The sequence below is a fragment of the Mesorhizobium sp. 2RAF45 genome (assembly GCF_052115225.1).
Classification (GTDB): Bacteria; Pseudomonadota; Alphaproteobacteria; order Rhizobiales; family Rhizobiaceae; genus Mesorhizobium; species Mesorhizobium jarvisii.
The window spans coordinates 536,432-558,937 of sequence record NZ_JBFRGG010000003.1 but is presented as its reverse complement, the minus strand read 5'-3'; the positions used below and the strand labels follow the sequence as shown (position 1 = coordinate 558,937).

The 22,506-nt window shown below is 64.0% G+C and carries 21 protein-coding genes and 1 pseudogene; 10 read left to right on the top strand and 12 right to left on the bottom strand.

Annotated elements, in window-relative coordinates; genetic code table 11:
• Nucleotides 1–4 precede the first annotated feature (4 nt).
• The 3 genes from AB4Z43_RS12125 to AB4Z43_RS12115 all read right to left on the bottom strand — a co-directional run bounded on the left by AB4Z43_RS12125 (nt 5) and on the right by AB4Z43_RS12115 (nt 4,841).
• Nucleotides 5–3,484: an indolepyruvate ferredoxin oxidoreductase family protein gene (locus AB4Z43_RS12125; protein ID WP_441937593.1), complete on the bottom strand. Its 3,480-nt coding sequence runs from the start codon at nt 3,482–3,484 to the stop codon at nt 5–7.
• 219 nt (nt 3,485–3,703) lie between these two features.
• A complete protein-coding gene (locus AB4Z43_RS12120; RefSeq protein WP_080643856.1) occupies nt 3,704–4,237 on the bottom strand; it encodes a hypothetical protein in 534 nt (177 codons plus the stop codon).
• A complete protein-coding gene (locus tag AB4Z43_RS12115; protein ID WP_019862759.1) occupies nt 4,230–4,841 on the bottom strand; it encodes a CGNR zinc finger domain-containing protein in 612 nt (203 codons plus the stop codon). The genes AB4Z43_RS12120 and AB4Z43_RS12115 overlap by 8 nt, the downstream gene beginning before the upstream one ends.
• A 143-nt stretch (nt 4,842–4,984) precedes the next feature.
• On the opposite strand from AB4Z43_RS12115, the gene AB4Z43_RS12110 reads away from it, so the two are divergent.
• The 5 genes from AB4Z43_RS12110 (at nt 4,985) to AB4Z43_RS12090 (ending at nt 10,143) form a co-directional block, all read left to right on the top strand.
• A complete protein-coding gene (locus AB4Z43_RS12110) occupies nt 4,985–5,890 on the top strand; it encodes a branched-chain amino acid ABC transporter permease (protein WP_019862758.1) in 906 nt (301 codons plus the stop codon).
• A 181-nt stretch (nt 5,891–6,071) separates the two neighbouring features.
• Nucleotides 6,072–6,656: a TRAP transporter small permease subunit gene (locus AB4Z43_RS12105; protein ID WP_019862757.1), complete on the top strand. Its 585-nt coding sequence runs from the start codon at nt 6,072–6,074 to the stop codon at nt 6,654–6,656.
• A complete protein-coding gene (locus AB4Z43_RS12100) occupies nt 6,656–8,446 on the top strand; it encodes a TRAP transporter large permease (protein ID WP_019862756.1) in 1,791 nt (596 codons plus the stop codon). The genes AB4Z43_RS12105 and AB4Z43_RS12100 overlap by 1 nt, the downstream gene beginning before the upstream one ends.
• A 13-nt stretch (nt 8,447–8,459) precedes the next feature.
• Entirely contained in the window at nt 8,460–9,488 is a 1,029-nt protein-coding gene (locus AB4Z43_RS12095; protein ID WP_064984397.1) for a zinc-dependent alcohol dehydrogenase family protein, read from the top strand.
• A 280-nt stretch (nt 9,489–9,768) separates the two neighbouring features.
• Nucleotides 9,769–10,143, top strand: a complete 375-nt coding sequence (locus AB4Z43_RS12090; protein ID WP_038653722.1) for a VOC family protein — start codon at nt 9,769–9,771, stop codon at nt 10,141–10,143.
• 60 nt (nt 10,144–10,203) lie between these two features.
• On the opposite strand, the gene AB4Z43_RS12085 is transcribed toward AB4Z43_RS12090, so the two are convergent.
• On the bottom strand, nt 10,204–11,313 hold the full coding sequence (locus AB4Z43_RS12085; RefSeq protein ID WP_441937589.1) for a TRAP transporter substrate-binding protein: 1,110 nt from the start codon (nt 11,311–11,313) through the stop codon (nt 10,204–10,206).
• A gap of 264 nt (nt 11,314–11,577) precedes the next feature.
• Here AB4Z43_RS12085 and AB4Z43_RS12080 point away from each other — a divergent pair, with 264 nt between their 5' ends.
• Nucleotides 11,578–12,351, top strand: a complete 774-nt coding sequence (locus AB4Z43_RS12080) for a gamma-glutamyl-gamma-aminobutyrate hydrolase family protein (protein WP_027047665.1) — start codon at nt 11,578–11,580, stop codon at nt 12,349–12,351.
• On the opposite strand, the gene AB4Z43_RS12075 is transcribed toward AB4Z43_RS12080, so the two are convergent.
• From AB4Z43_RS12075 to AB4Z43_RS12050, 6 genes are all read right to left on the bottom strand, one after another.
• Nucleotides 12,352–12,750, bottom strand: coding sequence for a hypothetical protein (locus tag AB4Z43_RS12075; protein ID WP_019862751.1), 399 nt, complete (start codon nt 12,748–12,750; stop codon nt 12,352–12,354).
• A 119-nt stretch (nt 12,751–12,869) separates the two neighbouring features.
• Nucleotides 12,870–13,454 (bottom strand): hypothetical protein, encoded by a 585-nt coding sequence (locus tag AB4Z43_RS12070; protein ID WP_019862750.1) that lies wholly within the window; start codon nt 13,452–13,454, stop codon nt 12,870–12,872.
• Nucleotides 13,455–13,468: 14 nt separating this feature from the next.
• The gene (locus AB4Z43_RS12065; protein ID WP_441937586.1) at nt 13,469–14,452 is read right to left on the bottom strand and encodes a 2-hydroxyacid dehydrogenase; all 984 of its coding nucleotides are present in this window, start codon (nt 14,450–14,452) and stop codon (nt 13,469–13,471) included.
• Nucleotides 14,449–15,471, bottom strand: a complete 1,023-nt coding sequence (locus tag AB4Z43_RS12060) for a LacI family DNA-binding transcriptional regulator (RefSeq protein WP_081296113.1) — start codon at nt 15,469–15,471, stop codon at nt 14,449–14,451. Before AB4Z43_RS12060 ends, AB4Z43_RS12065 begins: the two co-directional genes overlap by 4 nt.
• Nucleotides 15,472–15,549: 78 nt before the next feature.
• Entirely contained in the window at nt 15,550–16,491 is a 942-nt protein-coding gene (locus AB4Z43_RS12055) for a DMT family transporter (RefSeq protein WP_081296127.1), read from the bottom strand.
• Between the two features lie 143 nt (nt 16,492–16,634).
• Complete coding sequence (locus AB4Z43_RS12050; protein WP_038653716.1) at nt 16,635–17,042, bottom strand: DUF2000 family protein; 408 nt, start codon at nt 17,040–17,042, stop codon at nt 16,635–16,637.
• Between the two features lie 52 nt (nt 17,043–17,094).
• Between AB4Z43_RS12050 and AB4Z43_RS12045 the strand changes: the two genes are divergently transcribed.
• Entirely contained in the window at nt 17,095–17,967 is an 873-nt protein-coding gene (locus tag AB4Z43_RS12045; RefSeq protein WP_441937583.1) for an AraC family transcriptional regulator, read from the top strand.
• Here AB4Z43_RS12045 and AB4Z43_RS12040 read toward each other — a convergent pair whose 3' ends face one another.
• Nucleotides 17,968–18,438, bottom strand: a complete 471-nt coding sequence (locus AB4Z43_RS12040; protein ID WP_032921461.1) for a MarR family winged helix-turn-helix transcriptional regulator — start codon at nt 18,436–18,438, stop codon at nt 17,968–17,970.
• Nucleotides 18,439–18,839: 401 nt separating this feature from the next.
• On the opposite strand from AB4Z43_RS12040, the gene AB4Z43_RS12035 reads away from it, so the two are divergent.
• On the top strand, nt 18,840–19,907 hold the full coding sequence (locus AB4Z43_RS12035) for a CobW family GTP-binding protein (protein WP_038651594.1): 1,068 nt from the start codon (nt 18,840–18,842) through the stop codon (nt 19,905–19,907).
• 388 nt (nt 19,908–20,295) lie between these two features.
• Here the strand turns inward: AB4Z43_RS12035 and AB4Z43_RS12030 are convergent, their stop codons facing one another.
• Nucleotides 20,296–20,940: a CDP-diacylglycerol diphosphatase gene (locus AB4Z43_RS12030; protein ID WP_441937768.1), complete on the bottom strand. Its 645-nt coding sequence runs from the start codon at nt 20,938–20,940 to the stop codon at nt 20,296–20,298.
• Nucleotides 20,941–21,206: 266 nt separating this feature from the next.
• Here AB4Z43_RS12030 and AB4Z43_RS12025 point away from each other — a divergent pair.
• Nucleotides 21,207–21,423 (top strand): annotated as a pseudogene (locus AB4Z43_RS12025) (GNAT family N-acetyltransferase); the annotation flags it as partial.
• A 106-nt stretch (nt 21,424–21,529) separates the two neighbouring features.
• Nucleotides 21,530–22,504 (top strand): WD40 repeat domain-containing protein, encoded by a 975-nt coding sequence (locus AB4Z43_RS12020; RefSeq protein ID WP_441937580.1) that lies wholly within the window; start codon nt 21,530–21,532, stop codon nt 22,502–22,504.
• Nucleotides 22,505–22,506: the final 2 nt, after the last annotated feature.

Here is a 22,506-nt window from a genome sequence, read left to right as displayed (position 1 = left end):
TGGATCACTCGGCGGCCTGGAGTTCCGCCCGCGTCGGCGGGCTGGACAGGCGCTCGACCAGTCTTCGACGCTCGCCCGCGGCCTTTTCCGCGCTGGCCTGCCGGACATGGCCATAACCACGGATGAGCGCGGGAACCGAAACCAGAGCGACCGCCGCCTCGGCCTTATCAGGCGCCAGTGACCTGGCGACGAGCTCAAGATCGCCCTCATATTGCGCCAGAAGCTGCCGTTCCATGCGTCGTTCGGCGGTATAGCCGAAAAGGTCGAAAGCGGTGCCGCGCAGGCCCTTCAGCGCCGCCAGCAGGCGGAATCCCTTCATCATCCAGGGGCCGAAGCTCGACTTCCGCGGTCTGCCGTCATTGCCGCGACGGCCCATGATCGGCGGGGCGAGATGGAATTCGAGTTTTTCATAGCTCTGGAACTGCTTGCCTAACTCGGCGGCGAAGGAGCCGTCGGTGTAGAGCCGCGCCACCTCGTATTCGTCCTTGATCGCCATCAGCTTGAACAGGTTCCTGGCCGCCGCCTCGGTCACGGCGGTCGAGCCTGGCACGGCCCTGGCCTCGGCGGCGCGCAGCAGCGCCAGCCTGTCGGCATAGCGCTTGCCATAGGCGGTGTTCTGGTAGGCGGTCAGGAAGGCGACACGGCGGGCAATGATCTCGTCCAGCGAGTGCGCGACCGGGGCCGTCTCTCCTGCCTTGCCTGGCTGGGCGACGAGGCCACGCACGAAATCCGGCTGGTGCGCCGCGCGGCGGCCCCAGCGGAAGGCGGCGATGTTCATCGCCACCGCTTCGCCGTTGAGCTCAATCGCCCTCTCGACAGCCTCCGCCGACAGCGGCAGGCCGCCATGCTGGAAAGCAAAGCCGAGCATGAACATGTTGGCGCCGAGCGAATTGCCGAACAGCGCCGTGGCGGTGCGGGTGGCATCGAAGAAATGCGCCTTGTCGTCGCCGGCGGCGGTGCGGATCGCCTTCTTCAGGCGCTCGATCGGCAAGGAGAAATCCGCCGAGCGGGCAAACTCGCCGGGCATGATCTCCGCGGTGTTGGCAAGGAAGATCGTATGGCCCTCGCGCACTGCGGTCAGCACCTTCTTGGCACCCGACACGACGAGGTCGCAGCCAAGCACGAGGTCGGCCTTACCAGCCGAGACGCGGATGGCATGGATGTCGTCCGGCGTGCGGGCGATGCGGACATGGGTGAATACCGAGCCGCCCTTCTGGGCGAGGCCAGCCATGTCGATCATGCCGCAGCCCTTGTCCTCGAGATGGGCCGCCATGCCGAGCACGGCACCAACGGTGACGACGCCGGTGCCGCCGACGCCGTCGATGATCGCCGCCCAGCCCTCGGCGCCCAGCGGGAATTCGGCCGGTGTCGGGACGCCGTCAAGCGGATCGGTCTTGCCGGCAAGGCCCTCAGCCTTGCGGATCTTGGCGCCGTGCACGGTGACGAAGGACGGGCAGAAGCCGTTGACGCAAGAGAAGTCCTTGTTGCAGCTCGACTGGTCGATCTTGCGCTTGCGGCCGAATTCGGTCTCGACCGGCTGGATCGAGACGCAGTTCGACTGCACGCCGCAATCGCCACAGCCTTCGCAGACCAGTTCGTTGATGAAGACGCGCTTGTCGGGATCGGGAAAGGTGCCGCGCTTGCGCCGCCGGCGTTTTTCGGCGGCACAGGTCTGGTCGTAGAGCAGGATCGAGACGCCCTTGACGTCGCGCAGCTCGCGCTGGACGAGATCGAGGTCGTCGCGGTGATGGATGGTGGCGCCGGCCGGAAATTCGGCCTTGCCGGCGTATTTGTCCGGCTCGTCGGTGACGATGGCGATGCGGTCGACGCCTTCGGCCCGCACCTGCCTGGCGATCATGTCGACCGTCAGGCCGCCCTCATGCGGCTGGCCGCCGGTCATGGCCACGGCGTCGTTGTAGAGGATCTTGTAGGTGATGTTGGCCTCACTCGACAAAGCGAAGCGGATCGCCAGCGTGCCGGAATGATTGTAGGTGCCGTCGCCGAGATTCTGGAAGATGTGCCCGCGCTTCGAGAACGGCGCCTGGCCGACCCATTGCGCGCCCTCGCCGCCCATGGCCGTGAAGCCCAGCGTGTTGCGATCCATCCAAAGCGCCATGAAATGGCAGCCGATGCCGGCGGCGGCGATCGAACCGTCCGGCACCTTGGTCGAGGAATTGTGCGGACAGCCGGAACAGAAGAAGGGCGTGCGCGAACCGATGTCGGTGGCATCGGCTAGCATCGCCTGGAACTGGCGCAGCTTGCCGACCCGCGCCGAGATCTCCTCCGACGGGCCGATGGTCTTGACGATCCTCTCGCCAAGGGCAATGGCGATCTCGTTGGGATCAAGCGCGCCCTTGGCCGGAAACAGCCAATCGCCGCGCTCGTCCTTCTTGCCGACGATGACCGGCTGCGAGGCGGTGCCATAGAGGCTTTCGCGCAGCTGCACCTCGATCAGCGAACGCTTCTCCTCGACGACGACGATGGTGTCGAGGCCGCGGGCAAAGTCAGCGATGTGCTGCAGGTCGAGCGGCCAGGGGCAGCCGACCTTGAACAGCCTGATGCCGATGCGGTTGGCGGCCGCCTCGTCGATGCCGATGTCCTCCAGCGCCTGGCGGACATCGAGATAGCTCTTGCCCAGCGTGATGATGCCGAGCTTGGGGTTGCGGCCGCCCGAATAGACGATGCGGTTCAGCCCGTTGGCATGGATGAAGGCGGAGGCTGCGGCACGCTTGTATTCGTGCAGCCGCTCCTCCTGGCCGAGCATATCGATCTCGTGGCGAATGTTGAGGCCGCCCGGCGGCATGTCGAATTCCGGCACGACGATGTTCAAGCGCTCGAGCGAGGCATCGACCGAGGCCGTCGATTCGATGTTGTCCTTGACGCATTTGATCGCCGCCCAGGTGCCGGCAAAACGCGACATCGCAAAGCCGTACAGACCGTAGTCGATGATCTCCTGGACACCGGCCGGGTTGAGGATGGGCACCATGGTGTCGACGAAGAGGAATTCTGTTGCGTGCGCGTTGGTCGAGGATTCGGCCATATGGTCGTCGCCCATCAGCGCAAGCACGCCGCCATGCTTGGATGAGCCGGCGAGATTGGCGTGGCGGAACACGTCTCCCGAACGATCGACGCCCGGACCCTTGCCGTACCAGACGGAAAAGACACCATCATGGGTGCCCTCACCCAGGAGTTCCGTCTGCTGCGATCCCCAGCAGGCGGTGGCGGCAAGCTCCTCGTTGAGGCCGGGCTGGAAGACGATGTCGGCCCCGGCGAGCTGCTTCTTGGCCTTCCACAGCTGCATGTCGAGGCCGCCGAGCGGTGAGCCGCGATAGCCGGAGACGAAACCGGCGGTGTTCAGGCCAGCGCGGCGGTCGCGCTCGCGCTGCATCAGGAGCATGCGGATGACCGCCTGCGCGCCGGACAGGAAGATGCGCTCCTTCCCGAGGTCGAACTTGTCGTCGAGCGCGACATCATGCAGCGTCATCAGGCATTTCCTCTGCGAAGGCCGCGCGGGAGCAGGCAGCCAACGTCGGGGTCGGATGACGCATCCTTTCTCCCCTTGCAAGTGAGGTCAAACAAAATCGCAGGAGCCAGGCAACGCGCAACAAACAGTCCGGCGGGTGCTGGAGCGCGCACGAAACCGCACGTCGAGAGTGCCTCGGCGCACGAAAACTCCGGCCGGAATCGATACCGTCTGAAGGTGTCAGCCGGCTTTCGAGCAGTCCGGCTTCGGCTCGCCCGGCAGCTTGCCGTCGGGATGGCCGGCGAGATCGGGATTGGGCGTATAGAGCTGGTCCATGACCAGCGGCCGGTCGGGCAGGATCGACTGGTCTTCCGTCGACATCAGCGTGGTGTCGATCTTCTGCAGGACCGCGCCGTCGGCGCCCTTGATGCTGATGGCGATGGCGTAGGGCTTGTTCTTGACGATGCAGGTCAGCGCCGGGCTCTCCAGGCTGACCTTGTCGAGCTTCGGCCAGACCTTCTGCTCGACCACCAAGGGCGCACCGCCGGCGGGATTCTGGAAGCTGGCAACCGCCACCTGACCCTCGCCCATCGGCTGCAGGGGCCGTAGCGTCACGACATAGGTCGCCCTGGCGAGACGGTAGTTGAAGACAAATATCTTGCCGGAAACCTCGAACAGCTTGCCCTCGCCGCCGGTGTCGCGGCAGGCGCCGAGGGTCGCTGCGGCAATCAACATGGCGCCGGCAACGAGCGCGCGTGAAAATCCTCTAGGCATCCTTGACCTCATGGGCCGCCATGCGGCGGCGGCGATAGTGACGACTTGCCTTCTGCCGGTTGCCGCACACCGCCATGTCGCACCAAAGCCGGCTGGAATTGCGGCTTCTGTCGACGAACAGCCAGGTGCAGTTGGGGCAGATCCTGAGCCGCGCGACCGTGTCGTCGCGCAGCAGCGAAAGGGCCGAGACCGCCAGCGCCGCCTCGAAGGCGATAGGCGCCGCCGGATCGCCGAACGGCCTTCCCGGCGCGCCGATCTCGGTCCGGCTGCCGGCCAGGCCCTCGGCGCAGGCACGCAGGAAGTCTGGCAGGTCGGCGGTGGCGACTGACCCATTCGACACCGCGCCGCGAAACAGCCGGTCTGTCGTCTCGCGGATCGACAGCACGACAGGCGCGATTGCCCTCGGCGAGGACACGGTCAGCCGCCGGTCCCCAAGCTCGGCGGCGCGAAAGCCGCTGGCCGCGTCGGCGAAGCGGGCGATTTCGGCCGGATCGTCAAAACGATCGAACGTGCGCTCCGGATCGCCGCGCAGCACGACGGTGTTCGCCGTATCGAGCGCAAGCAGGCCGCCGGTGAAGCGGTGCGGGGTCCAAGCAACTGTCATGATGCAAAATCTAACCGATAAATCGCATTTGACAAGTTAGATTCGGCGATGCAAACCTCCGTTGCGCACGGTATCGTCGCCTTTGTCTCGAGCATTCCGTCGTCCCGACCGCTGTCGGCGAGATGCTTTTGGTGTTGTTGAGCATGCTCTATTTCTTCCAGCAGGTGCTGAACGGGCTGCACTCCGGCGCGCTCTATGCGCTGCTCGCCTTCGGCTACGTGCTGATCAACGGCATCCTGCACCGCACCAACCTCGCCTATGGCGCGCTGTTCGCCTTCAGCGGCCAGGCAATGATCCTGAGCGTCGCCTTCGGCTACCAGGTGCTGTGGCTGACGCTGTTGGCGTCGGTGCTGTTCGGCGTCGTCGCGGCATTCCTCTATGCCGCGCTGATCAGCCACGTCCTATCGCGCAGCGTCTTCGAACCGTTGGCCGACCGCTCGCCCAATGCGATTGTGGTGACGACGCTGGGCATCCTGATCGTCCTGTCGGAAGCAAGCCGCATCGCCGCCGACACGCATGATCTGTGGCTGCCGCCAATGCTGGCACAGCCCATCGTTTTCGCCGAAGGCGCCGGCTTCAAGGCGACGCTGACGCTGATCCAGGTGCTCGACTGCGCGGTGGTGCTGGCGGCGGTCGCACTCGCCACCTCAGCGTTTGCCCGCTCCAGCTTCGGCCGGCGCTGGCGCGCCGTCTCCGACGACCCGCGCGCTGCCGCCCTGTGCGGCGTTGATGTGCGCGGCGTGTTCCGCCATGCCGTGCTGCTCGGCGGCTTCTGCGCCGCGCTGGCCGGCGTCATGGCCAGCCTCTACTACGGCAATGTCAGCTTCGGTTCCGGCCTCGTCTACGGCCTGAAGATCCTGTTCGTGACGGCAGTCGGCGGCTATCTCTCGCCGCCACGGGCAGCGCTTGGCGCGGCCGCCTTCGGCATGGCCGAATCACTGTGGGCCGGTTATTTCCCAATCGAATGGCGCGATGCGTGGATGTATCTGTTCCTGGTGGCCATGCTGATCCTCATCGGCGCCGGCCGCGACACGAGCAAAGTCGTCTGAACCATCAGACTTTGGTTGCATGACGCGGGGCAGAGCGCCCTTGTCCGGCCCCGCTCTCCATCCGATACCGTTTTGCTGCCTCCATGCGTGTTGACCCGTCCGGCCACGCGCGGCATACCGTTGGGCCACGAGGCGTGACGGCAGGGGGAACCGGCACGCCTCCGCTACAAGGGAGGACTGCATGCAAGGGCCGCTCGCTCTGTCACGAGGCATCGACCGCCTCAACGAATTCATCGGCAAATCGGTATCCTGGCTGATCCTGCTGGCGATCCTGGTGAGCGCGGCCAACGCCGTCATCCGCAAGATCTTCGACATTTCGTCGAATGCGTGGCTGGAGCTGCAATGGTATTTGTTCGGCGCCGCCTTCATGCTGGCCGCCGCCTATACGCTGAAGCAGAACGAGCATATCCGCATCGACATTGTCTACGGCCTGTTTTCACGCCGCGTACAGCACTGGATAGACCTTCTCGGCCATCTCCTCTTCCTGATGCCGTTCGTGACGCTGATGGTCATCTATTTCGTTCCCTACGTCTCGCTGTCGTTTCGCAGCGGCGAGATGTCCAACAATTCCGGCGGTCTCATCATCTGGCCGGCCAAGGCCATCCTGCTGGTCGGCTTTTTCCTGCTTGCGCTGCAGGGCATCTCCGAAATCATCAAGAAGATCGCCATCATGCGCGGCGACATGGACGACCCCAATCCGTTCATATCGGCACATGAGCAAGCCGAACTCGAAGCCAAGGCACTGGCCGACGAGGTGCGCTCGTGATGGAATTCATCGCCCAGAACATGGCGCCGATCATGTTCGCCTCGCTGATCATCTTCCTGCTGATCGGCTACCCCGTGGCCTTCTCGCTGGCCGCCAACGGCTTGATGTTTTTCTTCATCGGCGTGCTCCTCTCGCCCTATTCTGGTGGATCGATCAATCTCGCCTGGCCGCTTCTGCACGCACTGCCGGATAATTTCTACGGCTCGAGGGTGATGTCTAACGACACGCTGCTGGCCATTCCGTTCTTCACCTTCATGGGCATCGTGCTCGAGCGATCCGGGATGGCCGAGGATCTGCTCGACACGATCGGCCAGTTGTTCGGTCCGATCCGCGGCGGCCTCGCCTATGCGGTGATCTTCGTCGGCGCGCTGCTGGCGGCGACCACCGGCGTGGTGGCGGCATCCGTCATCGCCATGGGTCTGATCTCGCTGCCGATCATGTTGCGCTACGGCTACGACCGCCGGCTGGCTGCCGGTGTGATCGCGGCATCCGGCACGCTGGCCCAGATCATCCCGCCATCGCTGGTGCTGATCGTGCTTGCCGACCAACTCGGCCGCTCGGTCGGCGACATGTACGCCGGCGCACTGATCCCGGGTCTGGTGCTGACCGGCCTCTACGCGCTTTACATCCTCATCGTATCGATCTTCCGGCCGAAAATGGCGCCGGCGCTGCCGCTCGAAGCACGCACGCTCGGCCACGGTGTTCTGTCGCTGCTGGTGGCGCTGGTGGTGGCGGTGGCCATCTCCTATGCCGCGTATCGCTATCTCGCGCCAGCCCATGGCGACAATGCCGACATTCTCGGCGCCACCGTAGGGGTGCTCTTCATCTACATCGTGGCAATTGCCGACAAACGTCTGAACTTCAACATGATGTCCAGGCTGGCACAGCAGGTGGTCATCGTGCTGATCCCGCCGCTGGCACTGATCTTCCTGGTGCTTGGCACCATCTTCCTCGGCATCGCCACCCCGACCGAGGGCGGCGCCATGGGCTCTGTCGGCGCATTGATCATGGCGGCGGCAAAAGGCCGGCTGTCGCTGGACGTGATCAAGCAGGCACTGACCTCGACGACGCGGCTGTCGTCCTTCGTGCTGTTCATCCTGATCGGCGCGCGCGTCTTCTCGCTCACCTTCTACGGCGTCAACGGCCACATCTGGGTCGAACACCTTTTGACCTCGCTGCCGGGCGGCGAAGTCGGCTTCCTGATCGGCGTCAACATCCTCGTCTTCTTCCTGGCCTTCTTCCTCGATTTCTTCGAACTGGCCTTCATCATCGTGCCGCTGCTGGCGCCGGCGGCCGACAAGCTCGGCATCGACCTGATCTGGTTCGGCGTGCTGCTGGGCGTCAACATGCAGACCAGCTTCATGCATCCGCCCTTCGGCTTCGCGCTGTTCTACCTGCGCTCGGTCGCCGCGCGCGTGCCCTATCTCGACCGCCTTACCGGCAAGCAGATCGCGCCGGTGACGACCGGCCAGATCTATTGGGGCGCGGTGCCCTTCGTGCTGATCCAGGTGGTGATGATCGGGCTGACCATCGCCTTCCCGCAAATGGTGATGCGCTACAAGGCCACGGTGACCGATCCGGGCACGATCGACTACAAGGTGCCGGAAGTGCCCGGCCTGTCGCCGCTCGGTACACCGCCGGCTGGTGGCACGGCCCCCGCCAATGGCGGCAGCGCACCGGCCGCGCCCGGTACGCCGGACCTGTCGCAACCGCCGAGTTTCGGCGATGCGCCGCCGGCCAAGCCGGCAACGCCCGCGCCTGACCTCTCGCAGCCGCCGAGCTTCAATTGATGGGGACGGCGCCATGAAAGCGGTGCGGCTGGAGGCGGTTGGCAGCATTGCGCTGCGCGAAGTCGGCAAACCTGTCGCCGGCCCGGACGAGCTTCTGGTGCGGATCGAGGCTTGCGGCGTCTGCGGCACCGACCGGCATCTTTTCCATGGCGAATTCCCCTGCCGGCCGCCGGTGACGCCCGGACATGAATTTTCGGGCATCATCGAGGCGATCGGCGACACCGTCTCCGGCTTTGCCGTCGGCGACCGCGTCACCGGCGACCCCAACATCGCCTGCGGACGATGCCCGCAATGCCATGCCGGCCGGGTCAATCTCTGCCGCAATCTCAACGCCATCGGCATCCATCGCGATGGCGGCTTTGCCGAGTATGTCGTGCTGCCGCAGAAACAGGCTTTCATCCTGCCCGCCGATCTGCCGCCGACGCATGGCGCCTTCTGCGAGCCGCTCGGCTGCTGCCTGCATGGCGTCGACCTTGCGCAGATCAGGCCGGGCAGCTCGGTGATCGTGCTGGGCGGCGGCGTGATCGGCCTGCTGACCGTGCAATTGGCAAAACTGGCCGGCGCCACGACCATCATCCTGTCGACCAGGCAGGCTTCTCGGCGCGCGCTTGCCGAGGCGCTCGGCGCGACGGCGACGGTCGATCCCACCGCCGGCGACGTCATCGATGCCATCGCAGGCCCCGCGGGCCTGATGCCGGGCGGCGCCGACGTGGTGTTCGAATGCGCTGGCGTGCGCGACACCGTCGAGCAATCGATGCGACTGGCAAGGGCCGGCGGCACGGTCGTCATTGTCGGCCTGACGCCGCAAGGCATGAAGGCGGAATTCGAACCTTTTGACTTGCTGTTTCGGGAGTTGAAGGTGGTCGGCTCATTCCTCAATCCCTACACGCATCGCCGCGCCGCCGAGCTCATCGCGTCGGGCGCGATCGAGATCGACCGGCTGATCTCCAGGCTGGTGCCGCTCGACGAGGCGGCCGATGTGATCGCCAACCCGCCGGCGCCCGGCGAGGTCAAGGTTCTGGTGGTGCCGCGACGGGGTTGAGCCGAGGACCAGTCGCGCCGGACCCGCTTGCCGTCACGCCGCCGATCGGCTATCCAGCCAGCGCCGAAAAAGACATGACCGGTTCGGTAGTCCGGTCTCTTCCGTTCCTGGGCGGAGGCCTGTTCGCCGCATGAACGTGCGGGAGAACCCGCAGCCGGCAAGCGAGGCGAAAGCCCGCGGGCCGGTTGGGTCATGTCCGGATTTCCTGATGTCACGGTCCCGCCGGTTCTCGGTCCGCAGCCAAGCCTGTCCGCGCTTCAACCGTGACAGGACAAAGACCATGAAACTGAACCATCTCAACCTCATCACATCGGAGGTCGCGGCTCTTGCCGGCTTCTTCACCAGCCATTTCGGCTTCGAACTTGTCGCCATGCGCGGCAAGGATGCCTTCGCGATCCTGCGTGGAGCCGATGGCTTTGCCCTCAACCTGATGGCGCCGGGCAAGGGAGAGCCTGCTACCTATCCCGACAATTTTCATGTCGGCTTATTCGTTGGCAGCCCAGAGCTTGTACACGCCAAGCAGGCCGAATTGACCGAAGCAGGCTTCGCGCCGGGCGAGGTCGAGGACCTGGCACGCGGCGGCTTCAAATCGACGACGTTCTACTGCATGGCGCCGGGCGGAATACTGGTCGAGGTCGGCTCCTCACGGACCTGAAAAAGAAAGACCCCGGGCATGTCGCCCGGGGTCTCTTCAACAAACGCGATGGGACCGTTTTTACAGCTTGCCGTTGCGCTGCTGGACCATCATGAAGGTGTCGTAATTGTACTCGGCCACCTGCGCCCAGAGATAGTGCTCCTTGCGGAAGCCCTTGATCGATTCCCAGATCTTCTTGAACGGCGCGTTCGAGGCTTCCATTTCGGCGTAGACCTCGTTGGCCTTTTCGAAGCAGGCGGCCATGATCTCCTGGCTGAACGGACGCAGTTTGGCGCCGCCGGCGACCAGCCGCCTCACCGCCGCGGGGTTCACATAATCGTATTTCTGCAGCATGTCGGCATCGGCGGCTTGCGCGGCGGTGCGCAGCAGCGACTTGTAGGCCGGCGAAAGCTCTTCGTATTTCGCCTTGTTGAACATCAAATGCACGGTCGGGCCGCCTTCCCACCAGCCGGGATAGTAGTAGTAGGGCGCGACCTTGTAGAAGCCGAGCTTCTCGTCGTCATAGGGGCCGACCCATTCGGCGGCGTCGATCGTGCCTTTTTCCAGCGCCGGATAGATGTCGCCGCCGGCGATCTGCTGAGGCACGACGCCGAGCTTCTGCACCACCTTGCCGGCGAATCCGCCAATGCGCATCTTGAGGCCGGAGAGGTCGGCGACCGTGTTGATTTCCTTGCGGAACCAGCCACCCATCTGCACGCCGGTGTTGCCGCCCGGCAGGCCGAAGAGACCTTGCGTGGCGAGGAACTCATTGAACAGGTCGATGCCGCCGCCATGGTAGTGCCAGGCATTCATGCCGCGCGCGTTGAGCGAAAAGGGGACCGCCGCGCCGAGCGCCCATGTCGGGTCCTTGCCCCAGTAATAATATGCCACCGTGTGGCAGGCTTCGACCGTGCCGGCCGTGGTGGCATCGGCGGCCTGCAGGCCGGGCACGAGTTCGCCGGCGGCAAAGACCTGGATCTGGAAATTGCCGTCGGTGGCTTCCGACAGCATCTTGGAGAACACCTCGGCGCCGCCATAGATGGTGTCGAGCGATTTCGGGAAGGACGATGCCAGCCGCCATGTCACCTTGGGATTGGACTGGGCGATTGCCGGGGCCGCAAGCGTTGCCGCCGCCGCCGCGGCGCCGACGCCGGTCACACCGGCCTTGCGAATGAATGAACGACGATCCATGCAGTTCCTCCCTTTTGGATCAACAGACCGACATCCGGGAAATCCTCGGGCTCCCGCATCGGTTGGCCGAAACAATACACAGGCGAGAAGGCTAGTCCAGCACGGCGACCGGATTTGGTGACCAAGCCGTGCGACCCTGCAACTATAGTCTAACAGACGACTTCGTGGTCCATGCGACACGCCAAAACTTGGCATGGAAAAATGCCCAGGGATCGCCTATTTTGCAGGCAGGATATCCCTTGCAAGATGGAAAACAGACCCAAAATGCACCAGCCGCTCGTCGCCATATCGACCGACGTCCGTCAGTTCGACAACTACACCTGGCATGCCGCCCCGCAGCAATATCTGGAAGCGGCGGTTGCCGGCGCCGGCGTGTTTCCGCTGCTGGTGCCGTCGTTCGGCGACAGGCTCGACTTCGATGAACTCCTATCCTCGGTCGACGGCGTCATGGTCACCGGTTCGAAATCCAACGTGCACCCCTCGCTCTATGGTGGCGATGCCAGCGAAGCCAACGGTCCCTATGATCCGGCGCGTGACGCCACCACGCTGCCGCTGATCCGCCGGGCGATCGAGCGCGGCGTGCCGCTGCTCGCCATTTGCCGCGGTATCCAGGAGTTGAACGTGGCGCTCGGCGGCACGCTGGGCACCGAGATCCAGGAGCGCGAGGGTTCGCTCGACCACCGCGCGCCGGTGAGCGACCACCAGGACGAGCGCTTCGCCATTCACCAGGCCATTTCGATCAAACCAGGCAGTTGCCTGGCCGGTGTGTTCGGCGCCGGTGAGATCAAGGTCAATTCACTGCACCGCCAGGCGATCGACCGGCTCGGGTCGAAGCTCGAGATCGAGGCTGTCGCCACCGACGGCACGGTCGAAGCGGTTTCGGTCAAGGGCGCCCGAGCCTTTGCCGTCGGCGTCCAGTGGCATCCGGAGTACTGGGTCAACTCGGACAGCAACTCGGCCAAGATTTTTCGCGCGTTCGGCGATGCGGTGCGCCTGCACGCCGCCGCGAAGGCCGGGGCACGGGCAGCGGCGGAGTAGTCAGTCGCCGGTCCTGCGGCCGCCCGCCAGCGACAGCAAGGGCGTGGCTGGCGCATAGGATTCGTAACCGTCGCCGTCGGCCACGGCGAAGGTGACGATCGGATCGACGCCGTTGGCGCTGAAGGCGACCGTGCCGTCATTCTGTTCGCGCCAGAACTTTGCCCGTTCTATGCCAGGGATCAGACGACGGCATGTCGGAGCAACAGTAAGCAGGGACAGGCCATCCGAAATTTCGGCCCCGCGGCTCACCGCGCAGGCTCCCTCATCGCCATTGGCGACCAGCCTGTAGGTGCTGGACCGCGTGACCTCTTCGGCGACGCTTTGCCCATTGCCGTTATGAAACAGCTGAACGCCGCCAAACAAGGCGGCGATTGCGATCAATGCGGAAAGCGATTTCATTCTGTCTCATCCATGCACACGGGCAGGATGCAAAATGATTTCAAAGGGTTAAGCTGGCGTTAATAAATGTGACGGAGCCACTGCCGGCATCAACGAACGCGGAAGACGAAACCGTCGAACTATTGAGGGACGGTCGTCGGATAGCGATCTGAAAGGAGTTTAAAGAGCCACTCGCGCTCGACATCGGTGGCTGCCGAACCGATCTCGACCCTCTGGGCCCCAGCGTCGACTGTCAGGCGATTGTGAGTATCGCCGTCGCGAAGCCTCAGCGATTTGAGCTGCATCCGGTCGAACCTGCGCTCAGTCCGCTTCGAAAACAGCTGCGTCCAGGCGGAGGCGCCGTAGGACGGCATTTTGAACGGCGGCAACCCAGGGTCATGGCTGACCCCGGCCGCATCGAGCCTTATCACTTCGGGCACGGAGCGCCGGAAAATGCGGCGAACCATGAGCATTGCGAAGATGCCACCGACTGTCCAAGCGCAGAGCCAGAAGGCAACAAACGCCGTAGGCCCGCCGAACGGCCTGGTCACGAGCTGATATGCGGCTGTAATCTCGCCAAAGGCCCAGCCTCCTAGCCAGCAAAGAACGAATATTCCGATCAGGTAGTTGGCGAAGGGCCGCTTTGGATACGGAATCGAAATGATCTGATCTCGGCCATTGGTGGCGACCAAAATCGTGGAATTGTCAGGCGGCTTCACCGTCATCGGTTTGCCTTTCGCTAGCCGCGAGCCTTGACATGCGCCGTCTCCGGCACCGGCGTCAGCGGCCGGCGCTCGGTGAACCAGGACACCAGATTGTCGACGCACAGATCGGCCATGGCGCGGCGTGTGTGTTCCGAGGCAGAGCCGACATGCGGCAAAAGCGAGGCGTTGGGGGCGTCGAGCAACGCCTTGGGCACATTCGGCTCGTCGGCGAAGACATCGAGCCCGGCGGCGGCGATGGTGCCGTCGACGAGCGCCGCCGCGAGCGCCGCCTCGTCGACCGTGCTGCCGCGGCCGATATTGACGAAGACGCCGTTGGCGCCAAGCGCCGACAGGATCTCGGCATTGACCGCCTTCTGCGTCGAAGCGCCACCAGGCGCCACCGAAATCAGCGTATCGACCGCTTCCGCCAGACCTTTCAGCGTCGGATGATACTCGTAGGAAAGACCCTCGACCCTGCGCCGGTTGTGATAGGCGACCGGCAGGCCGAACGCCTCAAGGCGCCGGGCAATGGCCTGCCCGATGCGGCCCATGCCGAAAATCCCGACGCGGCGGGCGCGCAAGGTCAGCCGGCTCAGCGGATAGTTGCCCTTGCGTACCCAGCTGCCGTCACGCAGCCAGTTTTCCGCGCGCGGCAGGTCACGGATCGTGTTGATCAGCAGCCCGATCGCGGTGTCGGCGACCTCCTCGGTCAGCACGTCGGGCGTGTTGGTGACCATGATGTTGTTCGCCGCCGCATGGCCGACATCGACCGAATCATAGCCGACGCCGAAGGAGGCGATGAGTTCGAGATTGGGCAGCGCATCCATCATCGCCGCGCTGATCCCGGCAAACGACGCAATGCCACGCACCGTGCGGCGCATCTCGTCGGTGACCAGCGCCGGGTCGGTGCGTTCGACCCTGATCTGTTTGAAAGTACGGTCGATGCGCCGGACGGCGTGGTCGCTGAAGTCCGCCGGCACCAGAATGGCGACGGCTTGCAGCTGTTCGGCCTTGGTCATGCCCGCTCCACCGGCTTGCCGGTCGACTGGCGCACATGCAGCTCCGGCTTGATCAATTCCTGCGAGGGCCGCACCGTCTGCCCGTTGAGCTTGTCGAGCAGCGCGCTGGCGGCGCGGCGGCCGACCTCGCGCTGGCCGTTCCAGACGGTGGTGAGCGCCGGCGTGGCGATCGCCGCCTCCTCGAGATCGTCATAGCCGGTGACGGAAATGTCGATGCCCGGCACCAGGCCGGCGCGCGCAATGCCGTTCATCAGGCCGATGGCGACGAGGTCGTTCCAGCAGCAGGCGGCGGTCGGTCTGTCTTTCAGCGCCAGGAACTGCCCGGCGGCCTCGAAGCCGGCCTGCTTGGTGCGCGGACCGGCGATGCGCCAGGACGGCCTGACTTCGAGCCCTGCCGCCTCCATGGCGTTGACATAGCCCTGATAGCGGTCGCGGCCGGTCGAGGTCTGGTCGGTGCCGCCGATCATGGCTATGCGCTTGTGGCCGAGCGAGATCAGATGGTTGGTGGCAAGCCCGGTGCCGTAAGCGTCGTCGCCGCGAAACACCGGCACGTCGGCGCCCTCGACGGTGCGGGCGATCAGCACCGCCGGCAGGCCGTTTTCCTCGGCCATCAGTATGTCGGCAGCCGGGGTGCCGATGGCCGGCGACATGATCACGCCGTCGGCGCCGAGTTGCAGCAGCGTGTCGATGAAGGTGCGCTGCTTTTCGAGCTGGTCGTAGTGATTGGACAGGATGAAGGTCTGCCGGCTGCGGTCGAGTTCGCTTTCGATCGAGCGCAGGATCTCGGCGAAGAACGGGTTCATGATGTCGTGGACGACGACGCCGACAATGCCCGAGCGCGAGGTGCGCAGGCTGGCGGCGCGGCGGTTGTAGATATAGCCGATGGCGCGCGCATGTTCCTTGATACGGTCGCGCGTCGCGCCGGCCACCAGCGGGCTGTCGCGCAACGCCAGCGACACGGTGGCCGTGGACACGCCGAGTGCATCGGCGATCGTCGAAAGCTTGATTTTTTGTGCCAGCGCCTTGCGCTCCCCGAACGAGCTGAATTGCGACCTAAACAGTTTAAAGGCGGCGTTATGCCACCGATCGGGGGCAAATCAAAGTTTTTTTGCCAGCGCCTCGGCCTCGACATCGGAGGCCGCGCGGCTTTGCAGCCGCAGCCGGTGCTCGCGGTGGACGATGTAGAGGCCGCTGGCGACGATGATGGCGGCGCCGACCAGCGTCCAGCGATCCGGGAACTGCTTGAAGACGATCCAGCCGGAAATGATCATCCACACCATCTGCGAATAGGGATAGGGGGCGAGCGCCGTGGTCGTTGCCAGCCGATAGGCCTGGACCAGCAGCCAGTGCCCGACACCGCCGAACACGCCAAGCATGAGCAGGATGAACCAGTGCCAGCCATCATGCGGCAGCGAGAAGGAAAACGGCAGCATGGGCAAAAGCAGCACCGTCGGCGCCAGCGCCGAAAACAGGATCAGGCTTTCCGACGTCTCGGTCGACGACATGCGGCGCGTCATGATGACATAGAAGCAGTTCGACAGCATCGAGCCGAGTGCGAAGAGATGGCCGATGCCGAAGACGCCGACACCTGGCCTTGTGATGATGAGGACCCCGGCGAAGGCGGCCAGAATGGCCAGCCAGCGCCGCCAGCCGGCCCATTCGCCGAGCAGCGGGCCGGCAAGGGCGGTGATCACCATCGGCCCGAAGAAATAGATCGACGTCGTCTCGGCCAGCTGCAGGGAGCGCAAGGCCAGGATGTTGCACATGGTCGAGCCGAACAGGAACACGCCGCGCAGCACATGCGCCGGCAGGTTGACCGGGCGAAACCGCAGCGGATCGCGCCAGCCGCGCAGGAGGGTGCCGACCAGCACGACATGCACGGCAAAGCGCACCCAGGCGACGATCAGCGCCGAAACGCCGGCAAGGACGAGATATTTGCTTGAGGTGTCGAGGAAGGTGAAGAAGACATAGGTGGTCAGCATGCACAGGATCGCCACCGGCGGCGTCGCGCTTTCGACATGTCTTTGGGAAGCGTTCACTTGCAGGCCGGGGAAAAGCTGGGCTGGAGCGCACCTTTGCGGGAATTGTCGCTTGCCGGCAAGCCAATTGTCGGCCACTGCCGCGCACATGAGCTCGCTGGCACAACAATAGAAGCCGCCAGGCTTAGTCCAAGCCTCCCACGCTATGCCTGCATGCGGGCGCCCTTGGTGATCTTGTCGACCACCTTCTTCTCGGCGCGCAGCGCGATGCCGACCACCTTGGCATCTTCTGGCGCGAATTGCGCAAAGACGGCGCGGTTGGCGGCGTCGAAGCCGGTGGAAAACATCTCCTCGACATAGAGCGAGGTCGTCACGCCGCGCTCCAGCGCGCGCCGGTGGAGCGCGGCCAGCGTCGCCTGGTCTGCCGACAGCACGATGACCGGCTGGATCGACAGCGGATTGTAGAGATTGCCTGAGCGGTCGCGATAGGGCTCGCCGATGATGTCAGGAAACTGCGCGACGATGCCGCTGGTCAGGAACGCGGTGACGTTGAGTTTCTGCCAGACGGGCAAGTCTTCGCGCAGGACGATTGCAAATTTCGTATCGAACATGACAAAATGGACCATTCGAGGTTAGGCCCCGATTGCGAGGCTGAATGAGACGATGTCGTTCGAACTAGACCGCCAGGCCTCTAGGGGTCTTGGACGTTTGTGCGCGGACGCGGCGGAGAATTGCATCATCTCCGCACCCGACCCCGCCGGCATGGAGCGGATCGAGGCGCGCTTTCATGGCAGCGCCTTCGATCTGCATCGTCATGACACCTATGCGATCGGGGTGACGCTGCATGGCGTGCAGACCTTCCGCTATCGCGGCGCGACGCGGCTAAGCCTGCCCGGCCAGATCATCGTGCTGCATCCCGATGAGTTGCATGACGGCGGCGCCGGCACCGAGGACGGGTTGCGCTACAGGATGCTCTACCTCGAACCGTCGCTGATGCTGGACTCCCTTGGCGGCGCGTCGTTGCCCTTCGTCAGGGAAGCCGTGGTGCGGGACGAAGCCTTCTGCGCCACGCTGCTTTCGGCGCTGGGGCCGCTGCAACAGGAACTCGACGAGCTGTTCGTCGATGATTTTCTCGCCCAACTGATGCATGGCCTGGCACGGCATGCCGGCCAGCCGGCAAAGCCGATGGCCCGGACGGCATGGCGGGCGGCGACGCTGGCGCGGGACTATCTTACGGAGAACGCAATGCGCCCGGTGCGTTCCGGCGAATTGGAAGCCGTCACCGGACTGGACCGCTACGCCTTATCGAGGCATTTCCGCGCCGCCTTCTCGACCAGCCCGCATCGTTTCCTGGTGATGCGCCGGCTTCAGCGCGCGCGGCGGATGATTAACGCCGGCGAGCCCCTGGCGCAGATCGCGGTCGAGGCCGGCTTTACCGACCAGAGCCATTTCAACAGGCAATTCAAGAAGGCATTCGGCATGACGCCGGGGCGTTGGTCCTCGCTGATCCGGGACGCGGCTCCAGCAGCGGCCTGATCACTCGTCCGACTCGGCGTCGTCGTCGATCAGCACAAGCTCCTCGTTGGAGAGATTGGCCTCGATGCGGGCCAGCAGCTTGAACAGCGCCTTCTGGTCTTTCTTGTCGAGGCCCTTCAGCGCCTGCTTTTCGGTCTTCTTCACCGATTTCTCGATGGCGTGGATGATATCGCGGCCAGTGTCGGTGAGGAAAATATGAGCCTGACGGGCGTCGGCCGACGAGGCGCGCTTTTCCAGAAAGCCCTGCGCCTGCAGCCGGTTGATGGTCTTGGTGATGGTGGGCGGGCGCACGCCGAGGCGGCCGGCGAGATTGCCAGGCGTCTGGCCGTCCTCGCGGTCGAGCGCCAGCATGATCTGGTCCTGGCCGGCATAGAAGCCGTGCGCCAGCAGCCGGGCCGCCAGCGCGGTTCTTGCCAGCCTTGCCGCCGAATGCAGCCGGCTCATTGTTGCAGTTTTGTCCGCCTTGGCCATGGTCATCCCCTCTTCGGCCATACCGGTAGCGACAGCATAGACGCAGCCGGCCGGTTGGCAATCGACGATAAAAAGAATCCGGCGCGTGAAACAGCTTTGCCGGCAAGCATTGCGGTGCCCGCCGTGGCTAATGCCAGATGTTTATTTCAGTTAGATGACAAACGACTTTTCGCCGCACGGGAATCGCCGCAAAGGTGAGGCCCGCGTGGCGTGAGACGCGCCTTGCTCGCGACAAAGGCGCACTTTCGCAGTCATCCGGCACGCCGATATCACAGTGGCCGGGCCAAGAGCTTTGGCCCATCGGTTTGCCCCGTGCAAAAGCCCCGCACACATCCTATATGGAGCCGACAATCCCTTTTTCGCGGCCTGGATTTCAAGGCCCAGTCATCTCGAGGCAAGCCATGAGCGACGCACAGACGCAGATCCCCGTAACCGTTCTCACCGGCTATCTCGGCGCCGGCAAGACGACGCTGCTCAACCGCATCCTGTCGGAGAACCATGGCAGGCGCTACGCGGTCATCGTCAACGAATTCGGCGAAATCGGCATCGACAACGACCTGATCGTGGAATCCGACGAGGAAATCTACGAGATGAACAATGGCTGCGTCTGCTGCACGGTGCGCGGCGACCTGATCCGCGTCGTCGAGGGCCTGATGCGCCGACCGGGGCGCTTCGACGCCATTGTAGTCGAGACCACCGGCCTCGCCGATCCGGTGCCGGTGGCGCAGACCTTCTTCATGGACGACGACGTGCGCTCCAAGACCAAGCTCGATGCGGTGGTGGCGCTGGTCGATGCCAAGCATCTGCCGCTCAGGCTCAAGGATTCCAAGGAAGCCGAAGACCAGATCGCTTTCGCCGATGTCGTCGTCCTCAACAAGACCGATCTCGTCACCCCGGAAGAGCTCGCCAAGGTCGAGGCGACGATCCGCGCCATCAATCCGGCGGCCAGGATCCATCGCACGACGCGCGCCGGCGTCGCCCTGTCGGAGGTGCTCGACCGCGGCGCCTTCGACCTCTCCCGGGCGCTGGAGAACGATCCGCATTTCCTTGAGGCGCATGACGATCACCATCATGACCACGATCACGACCATGATGGCCACGATCACCACCACCATGATCATGACGGGCATGACCATCATCACCACGACCACGCGCATCCCTCAGACATCCATGATGTGACGGTGCAGTCGGTGTCGTTGCGCGGCGGCGAGATGGACCCGAAGAAATTCTTCCCGTGGATCGAGAAGATCACCCAGATGGAAGGCCCCAACATCCTGCGGCTGAAAGGCATCATTGCCCTGAAAGGCGATGATGAACGCTACGTCATCCAGGGCGTGCACATGATCATCGAGGGCGACCATCAGCGCGCCTGGAAAGACGGCGAGAAACATGAGAGCCGGCTGGTGTTCATCGGCCGCGAACTGGACGCCGAGCGGCTGAAGAAGAGTTTCGAGGCCTGCCAGGCCTAGTCAGGCTTTGCCGTGCGGTTCCAGGCTGGATGTAATGATCGAAGGAATTGCGGCCGTGGAATTTCAGAAGCCGCCGTTGACGATCGTGGCGTTTCCACGAACGCCGCCACTGCGACGGTAGGTCGGCGGTCCCTTCGCTCAGCGCCGCTTGCTCGATTTGATTGGTATCAGACCAAGCGAGCGGCTGCCGCCGCCCGTCAGGGTTGAGGTCAAAGTCGCCTGCCTCCTTCCCAGATAATGGCGGCTGACCGCCAGGCGGCCACCATTCTAGCACAAAACCCGCCGCCGAAGCGGGAGCTTGTCTATGAGGAAAGGAAGACGGGCGGGCGTGTCTAGCCAGTGCATCCTTGAAATGGTCGAATGATCGGCTTTGACCAACAGGCGATAGCTAGCGCGAGGTACATCTGTGATCGAGGAGGTGCTCAGCTGCCCTTCCCCAATTTACCAGAATATAGAATCCCGGCCTCGCGTCAGCCAGCGTTGCACCGGCGACGAGTACATTTAGATCATCCATGGTGTGTCGTGCCTGAGGCAAACCGGCAACAACCAGGCCGACCACGTTAGTGGTTCGCAGATCCGGCTCAGCCACTGCCATTATCCAATAGGGTCGCCCCTTCAATATCAATGGAAACGGTTGCCAGGTCGCGTCTTGCTTCGGCCCATCTAAGGCAAGCGTCCTTTCCACCGACTCCAGCAAGCAATCGACGTGGATGTGCAACTGATCCTGGGACCGCTCAAAGCGGGAATTAACCGCCAGGCCAACGGCTGATCGTGGCAGGCCGTGTCCGAGTCTTGCTTCAACTTTCTGTCGGGCTTCCCATGCCCGGTTCCATAGTTGGGCGCTATCAGTGGAACGGGCGTATGGGCTTTCCAAGCCCGCAATCGCTGTGATTGGGGCCACCAGAAACTCGGTCCGGTGTAGAGGTGATTTGATGAGGACTGACCCATAATCCCCCTGCTCGGTCAGTATCACCTGGTCGCAGGGGAAGGCGACGCCAAGCCGCGTACTTGCAAGTGCGCAGGTCTGCACCATCTCCCACAATATTCTGCGTTTGAGGAAAGCGTAGCCGGCAGCGGCTGACAAAGCGACCAACAATGTCACGAACAGCCGAAGGCCCCTGCGCTCCAAGAAGCCCAGCACATTGTTCCTTTCTCAAACGACCGGAGCGAGCGGCGCGAGCATCGCCAAGAACATGGTTTGGGTCATCATACAATCGCAGGGTGCGGAAGTTCCGTTCCCGCCTGGAGATCACAATCGGTGATGTTATCCCATTCCGTTGGGGAGGTCGCCATCGGGCAGGGCTTGGAGGCCAACTGCTCGCCGCCGCCGCATTGCGCTGCCTGCGGCTTGCCGGCGAAGGCGGCGGCATCCTGCTCATCATCGATGCCAAGAGCGACCGGGTCCGCAAGGTGGTATGCCAGCTGTGGTGCAGAGCGCCTCCAGGGATCGGCTTTGACCCTGGTGATGCCATCGGCGACGTTTGCAACTGAACTGCGAGCCAAGGGGCTGCCTTGACTAGATTACAGCCTCTTGCCGCCTCGCCGATCCTCCAAGGTTGCCGGAACCGTAAACGTCGAGTAAGCCCCTGCAACCGCTGCAATTCAACTGAACAAAGATATCCATGCCCACAGTTGCCCCCCTCGACCTCGAAGGCCATTGCGTTGCCGCCGTCTTCCTTGGCGACGTGCCGCATTTCGCGCTGGCCGATGGCGCTATCCATCGGCTCGACAATGGCCACAAGACCATCCAAGCCAATGACGGGCTGCTGGCGGCTTTCCACGATGCGGCCAACGACCGGCTGATCACTGGCGGCGAGGACGGCAAGGTGTTTGCCGTGAAGACAGGCGGCGAAGCCACCGAAGTGGCCAGCGCCGGGAAAAAGTGGATCACCAGCGTCGCCGCCGGGCCGCAGGGCGCCGTCGCCTATGCCACGGGCAAGTTCGCCTTCGTGCGCTTCGCCGACGGCAAGACCAGGGAATTTGCCCATCCGCGCTCGGTCGAGGGGCTGGCGTTTTCGCCCAAGGGCATGCGCTTCGGCGTTGCCCGCTACAATGGCGCGACGCTGCATTTCCCGGCCGCCGAGGGCAAGCCGGTGGAACTCGAATGGGCCGGCGCCCATACCGGCATCACCTTCTCGCCGGATGGCGCCTTCCTCGTCACCACGATGCAGGAAAACGCCCTGCATGGCTGGAAGCTGGTCGACGGCAAGCACATGCGCATGAGCGGCTATCCCGGCAAGGTCAAAAGCCTGTCATGGAGCGTCAAAGGCAAATGGCTGGCGAGTTCCGGCGCGCCGGCGGCGATCGTCTGGCCGTTTTCGGGCAAGGACGGACCAATGGGCAAGGCGCCGCTGGAACTCGGCACGCGCGGCAACACGATGGTGACTTGCGTGGCCTGCCATCCAAGCCAGGACGTCGTGGCGATCGGTTACGAGGACGGCATGGTGATCGCCGCGCGCTTCGCCGACGCCAAGGAAGTGCTGCTGCGCCGGCAAGGCAAGGGCGCCATCACCGCGATGATGTGGGACAGGGAAGAGCGCCGTATCGCCTTCGGCAGCGCGGCCGGCGACTGCGGCGTCATCGACATCACGGCCTGACC

Coding starts and splice junctions, on each gene's coding strand:
- AB4Z43_RS12070 (WP_019862750.1), bottom strand. CDS start 13,454: ATGACGGTGAAGCCGCCTGACAATTCCACGATTTTGGTCGCCACCAAT.
- AB4Z43_RS12120 (WP_080643856.1), bottom strand. CDS start 4,237: ATGCCTAGAGGATTTTCACGCGCGCTCGTTGCCGGCGCCATGTTGATT.
- AB4Z43_RS12020 (WP_441937580.1), top strand. CDS start 21,530: ATGCCCACAGTTGCCCCCCTCGACCTCGAAGGCCATTGCGTTGCCGCC.
- AB4Z43_RS12030 (WP_441937768.1), bottom strand. CDS start 20,940: ATGGTGCAGACCTGCGCACTTGCAAGTACGCGGCTTGGCGTCGCCTTC.
- AB4Z43_RS12125 (WP_441937593.1), bottom strand. CDS start 3,484: ATGACGCTGCATGATGTCGCGCTCGACGACAAGTTCGACCTCGGGAAG.
- AB4Z43_RS12045 (WP_441937583.1), top strand. CDS start 17,095: ATGTCGTTCGAACTAGACCGCCAGGCCTCTAGGGGTCTTGGACGTTTG.
- AB4Z43_RS12085 (WP_441937589.1), bottom strand. CDS start 11,313: ATGGATCGTCGTTCATTCATTCGCAAGGCCGGTGTGACCGGCGTCGGC.
- AB4Z43_RS12090 (WP_038653722.1), top strand. CDS start 9,769: ATGAAACTGAACCATCTCAACCTCATCACATCGGAGGTCGCGGCTCTT.
- AB4Z43_RS12035 (WP_038651594.1), top strand. CDS start 18,840: ATGAGCGACGCACAGACGCAGATCCCCGTAACCGTTCTCACCGGCTAT.
- AB4Z43_RS12080 (WP_027047665.1), top strand. CDS start 11,578: ATGCACCAGCCGCTCGTCGCCATATCGACCGACGTCCGTCAGTTCGAC.
- AB4Z43_RS12100 (WP_019862756.1), top strand. CDS start 6,656: ATGGAATTCATCGCCCAGAACATGGCGCCGATCATGTTCGCCTCGCTG.
- AB4Z43_RS12095 (WP_064984397.1), top strand. CDS start 8,460: ATGAAAGCGGTGCGGCTGGAGGCGGTTGGCAGCATTGCGCTGCGCGAA.
- AB4Z43_RS12075 (WP_019862751.1), bottom strand. CDS start 12,750: ATGAAATCGCTTTCCGCATTGATCGCAATCGCCGCCTTGTTTGGCGGC.
- AB4Z43_RS12065 (WP_441937586.1), bottom strand. CDS start 14,452: ATGACCAAGGCCGAACAGCTGCAAGCCGTCGCCATTCTGGTGCCGGCG.
- AB4Z43_RS12105 (WP_019862757.1), top strand. CDS start 6,072: ATGCAAGGGCCGCTCGCTCTGTCACGAGGCATCGACCGCCTCAACGAA.
- AB4Z43_RS12115 (WP_019862759.1), bottom strand. CDS start 4,841: ATGACAGTTGCTTGGACCCCGCACCGCTTCACCGGCGGCCTGCTTGCG.
- AB4Z43_RS12110 (WP_019862758.1), top strand. CDS start 4,985: ATGCTCTATTTCTTCCAGCAGGTGCTGAACGGGCTGCACTCCGGCGCG.
- AB4Z43_RS12040 (WP_032921461.1), bottom strand. CDS start 18,438: ATGGCCAAGGCGGACAAAACTGCAACAATGAGCCGGCTGCATTCGGCG.
- AB4Z43_RS12050 (WP_038653716.1), bottom strand. CDS start 17,042: ATGTTCGATACGAAATTTGCAATCGTCCTGCGCGAAGACTTGCCCGTC.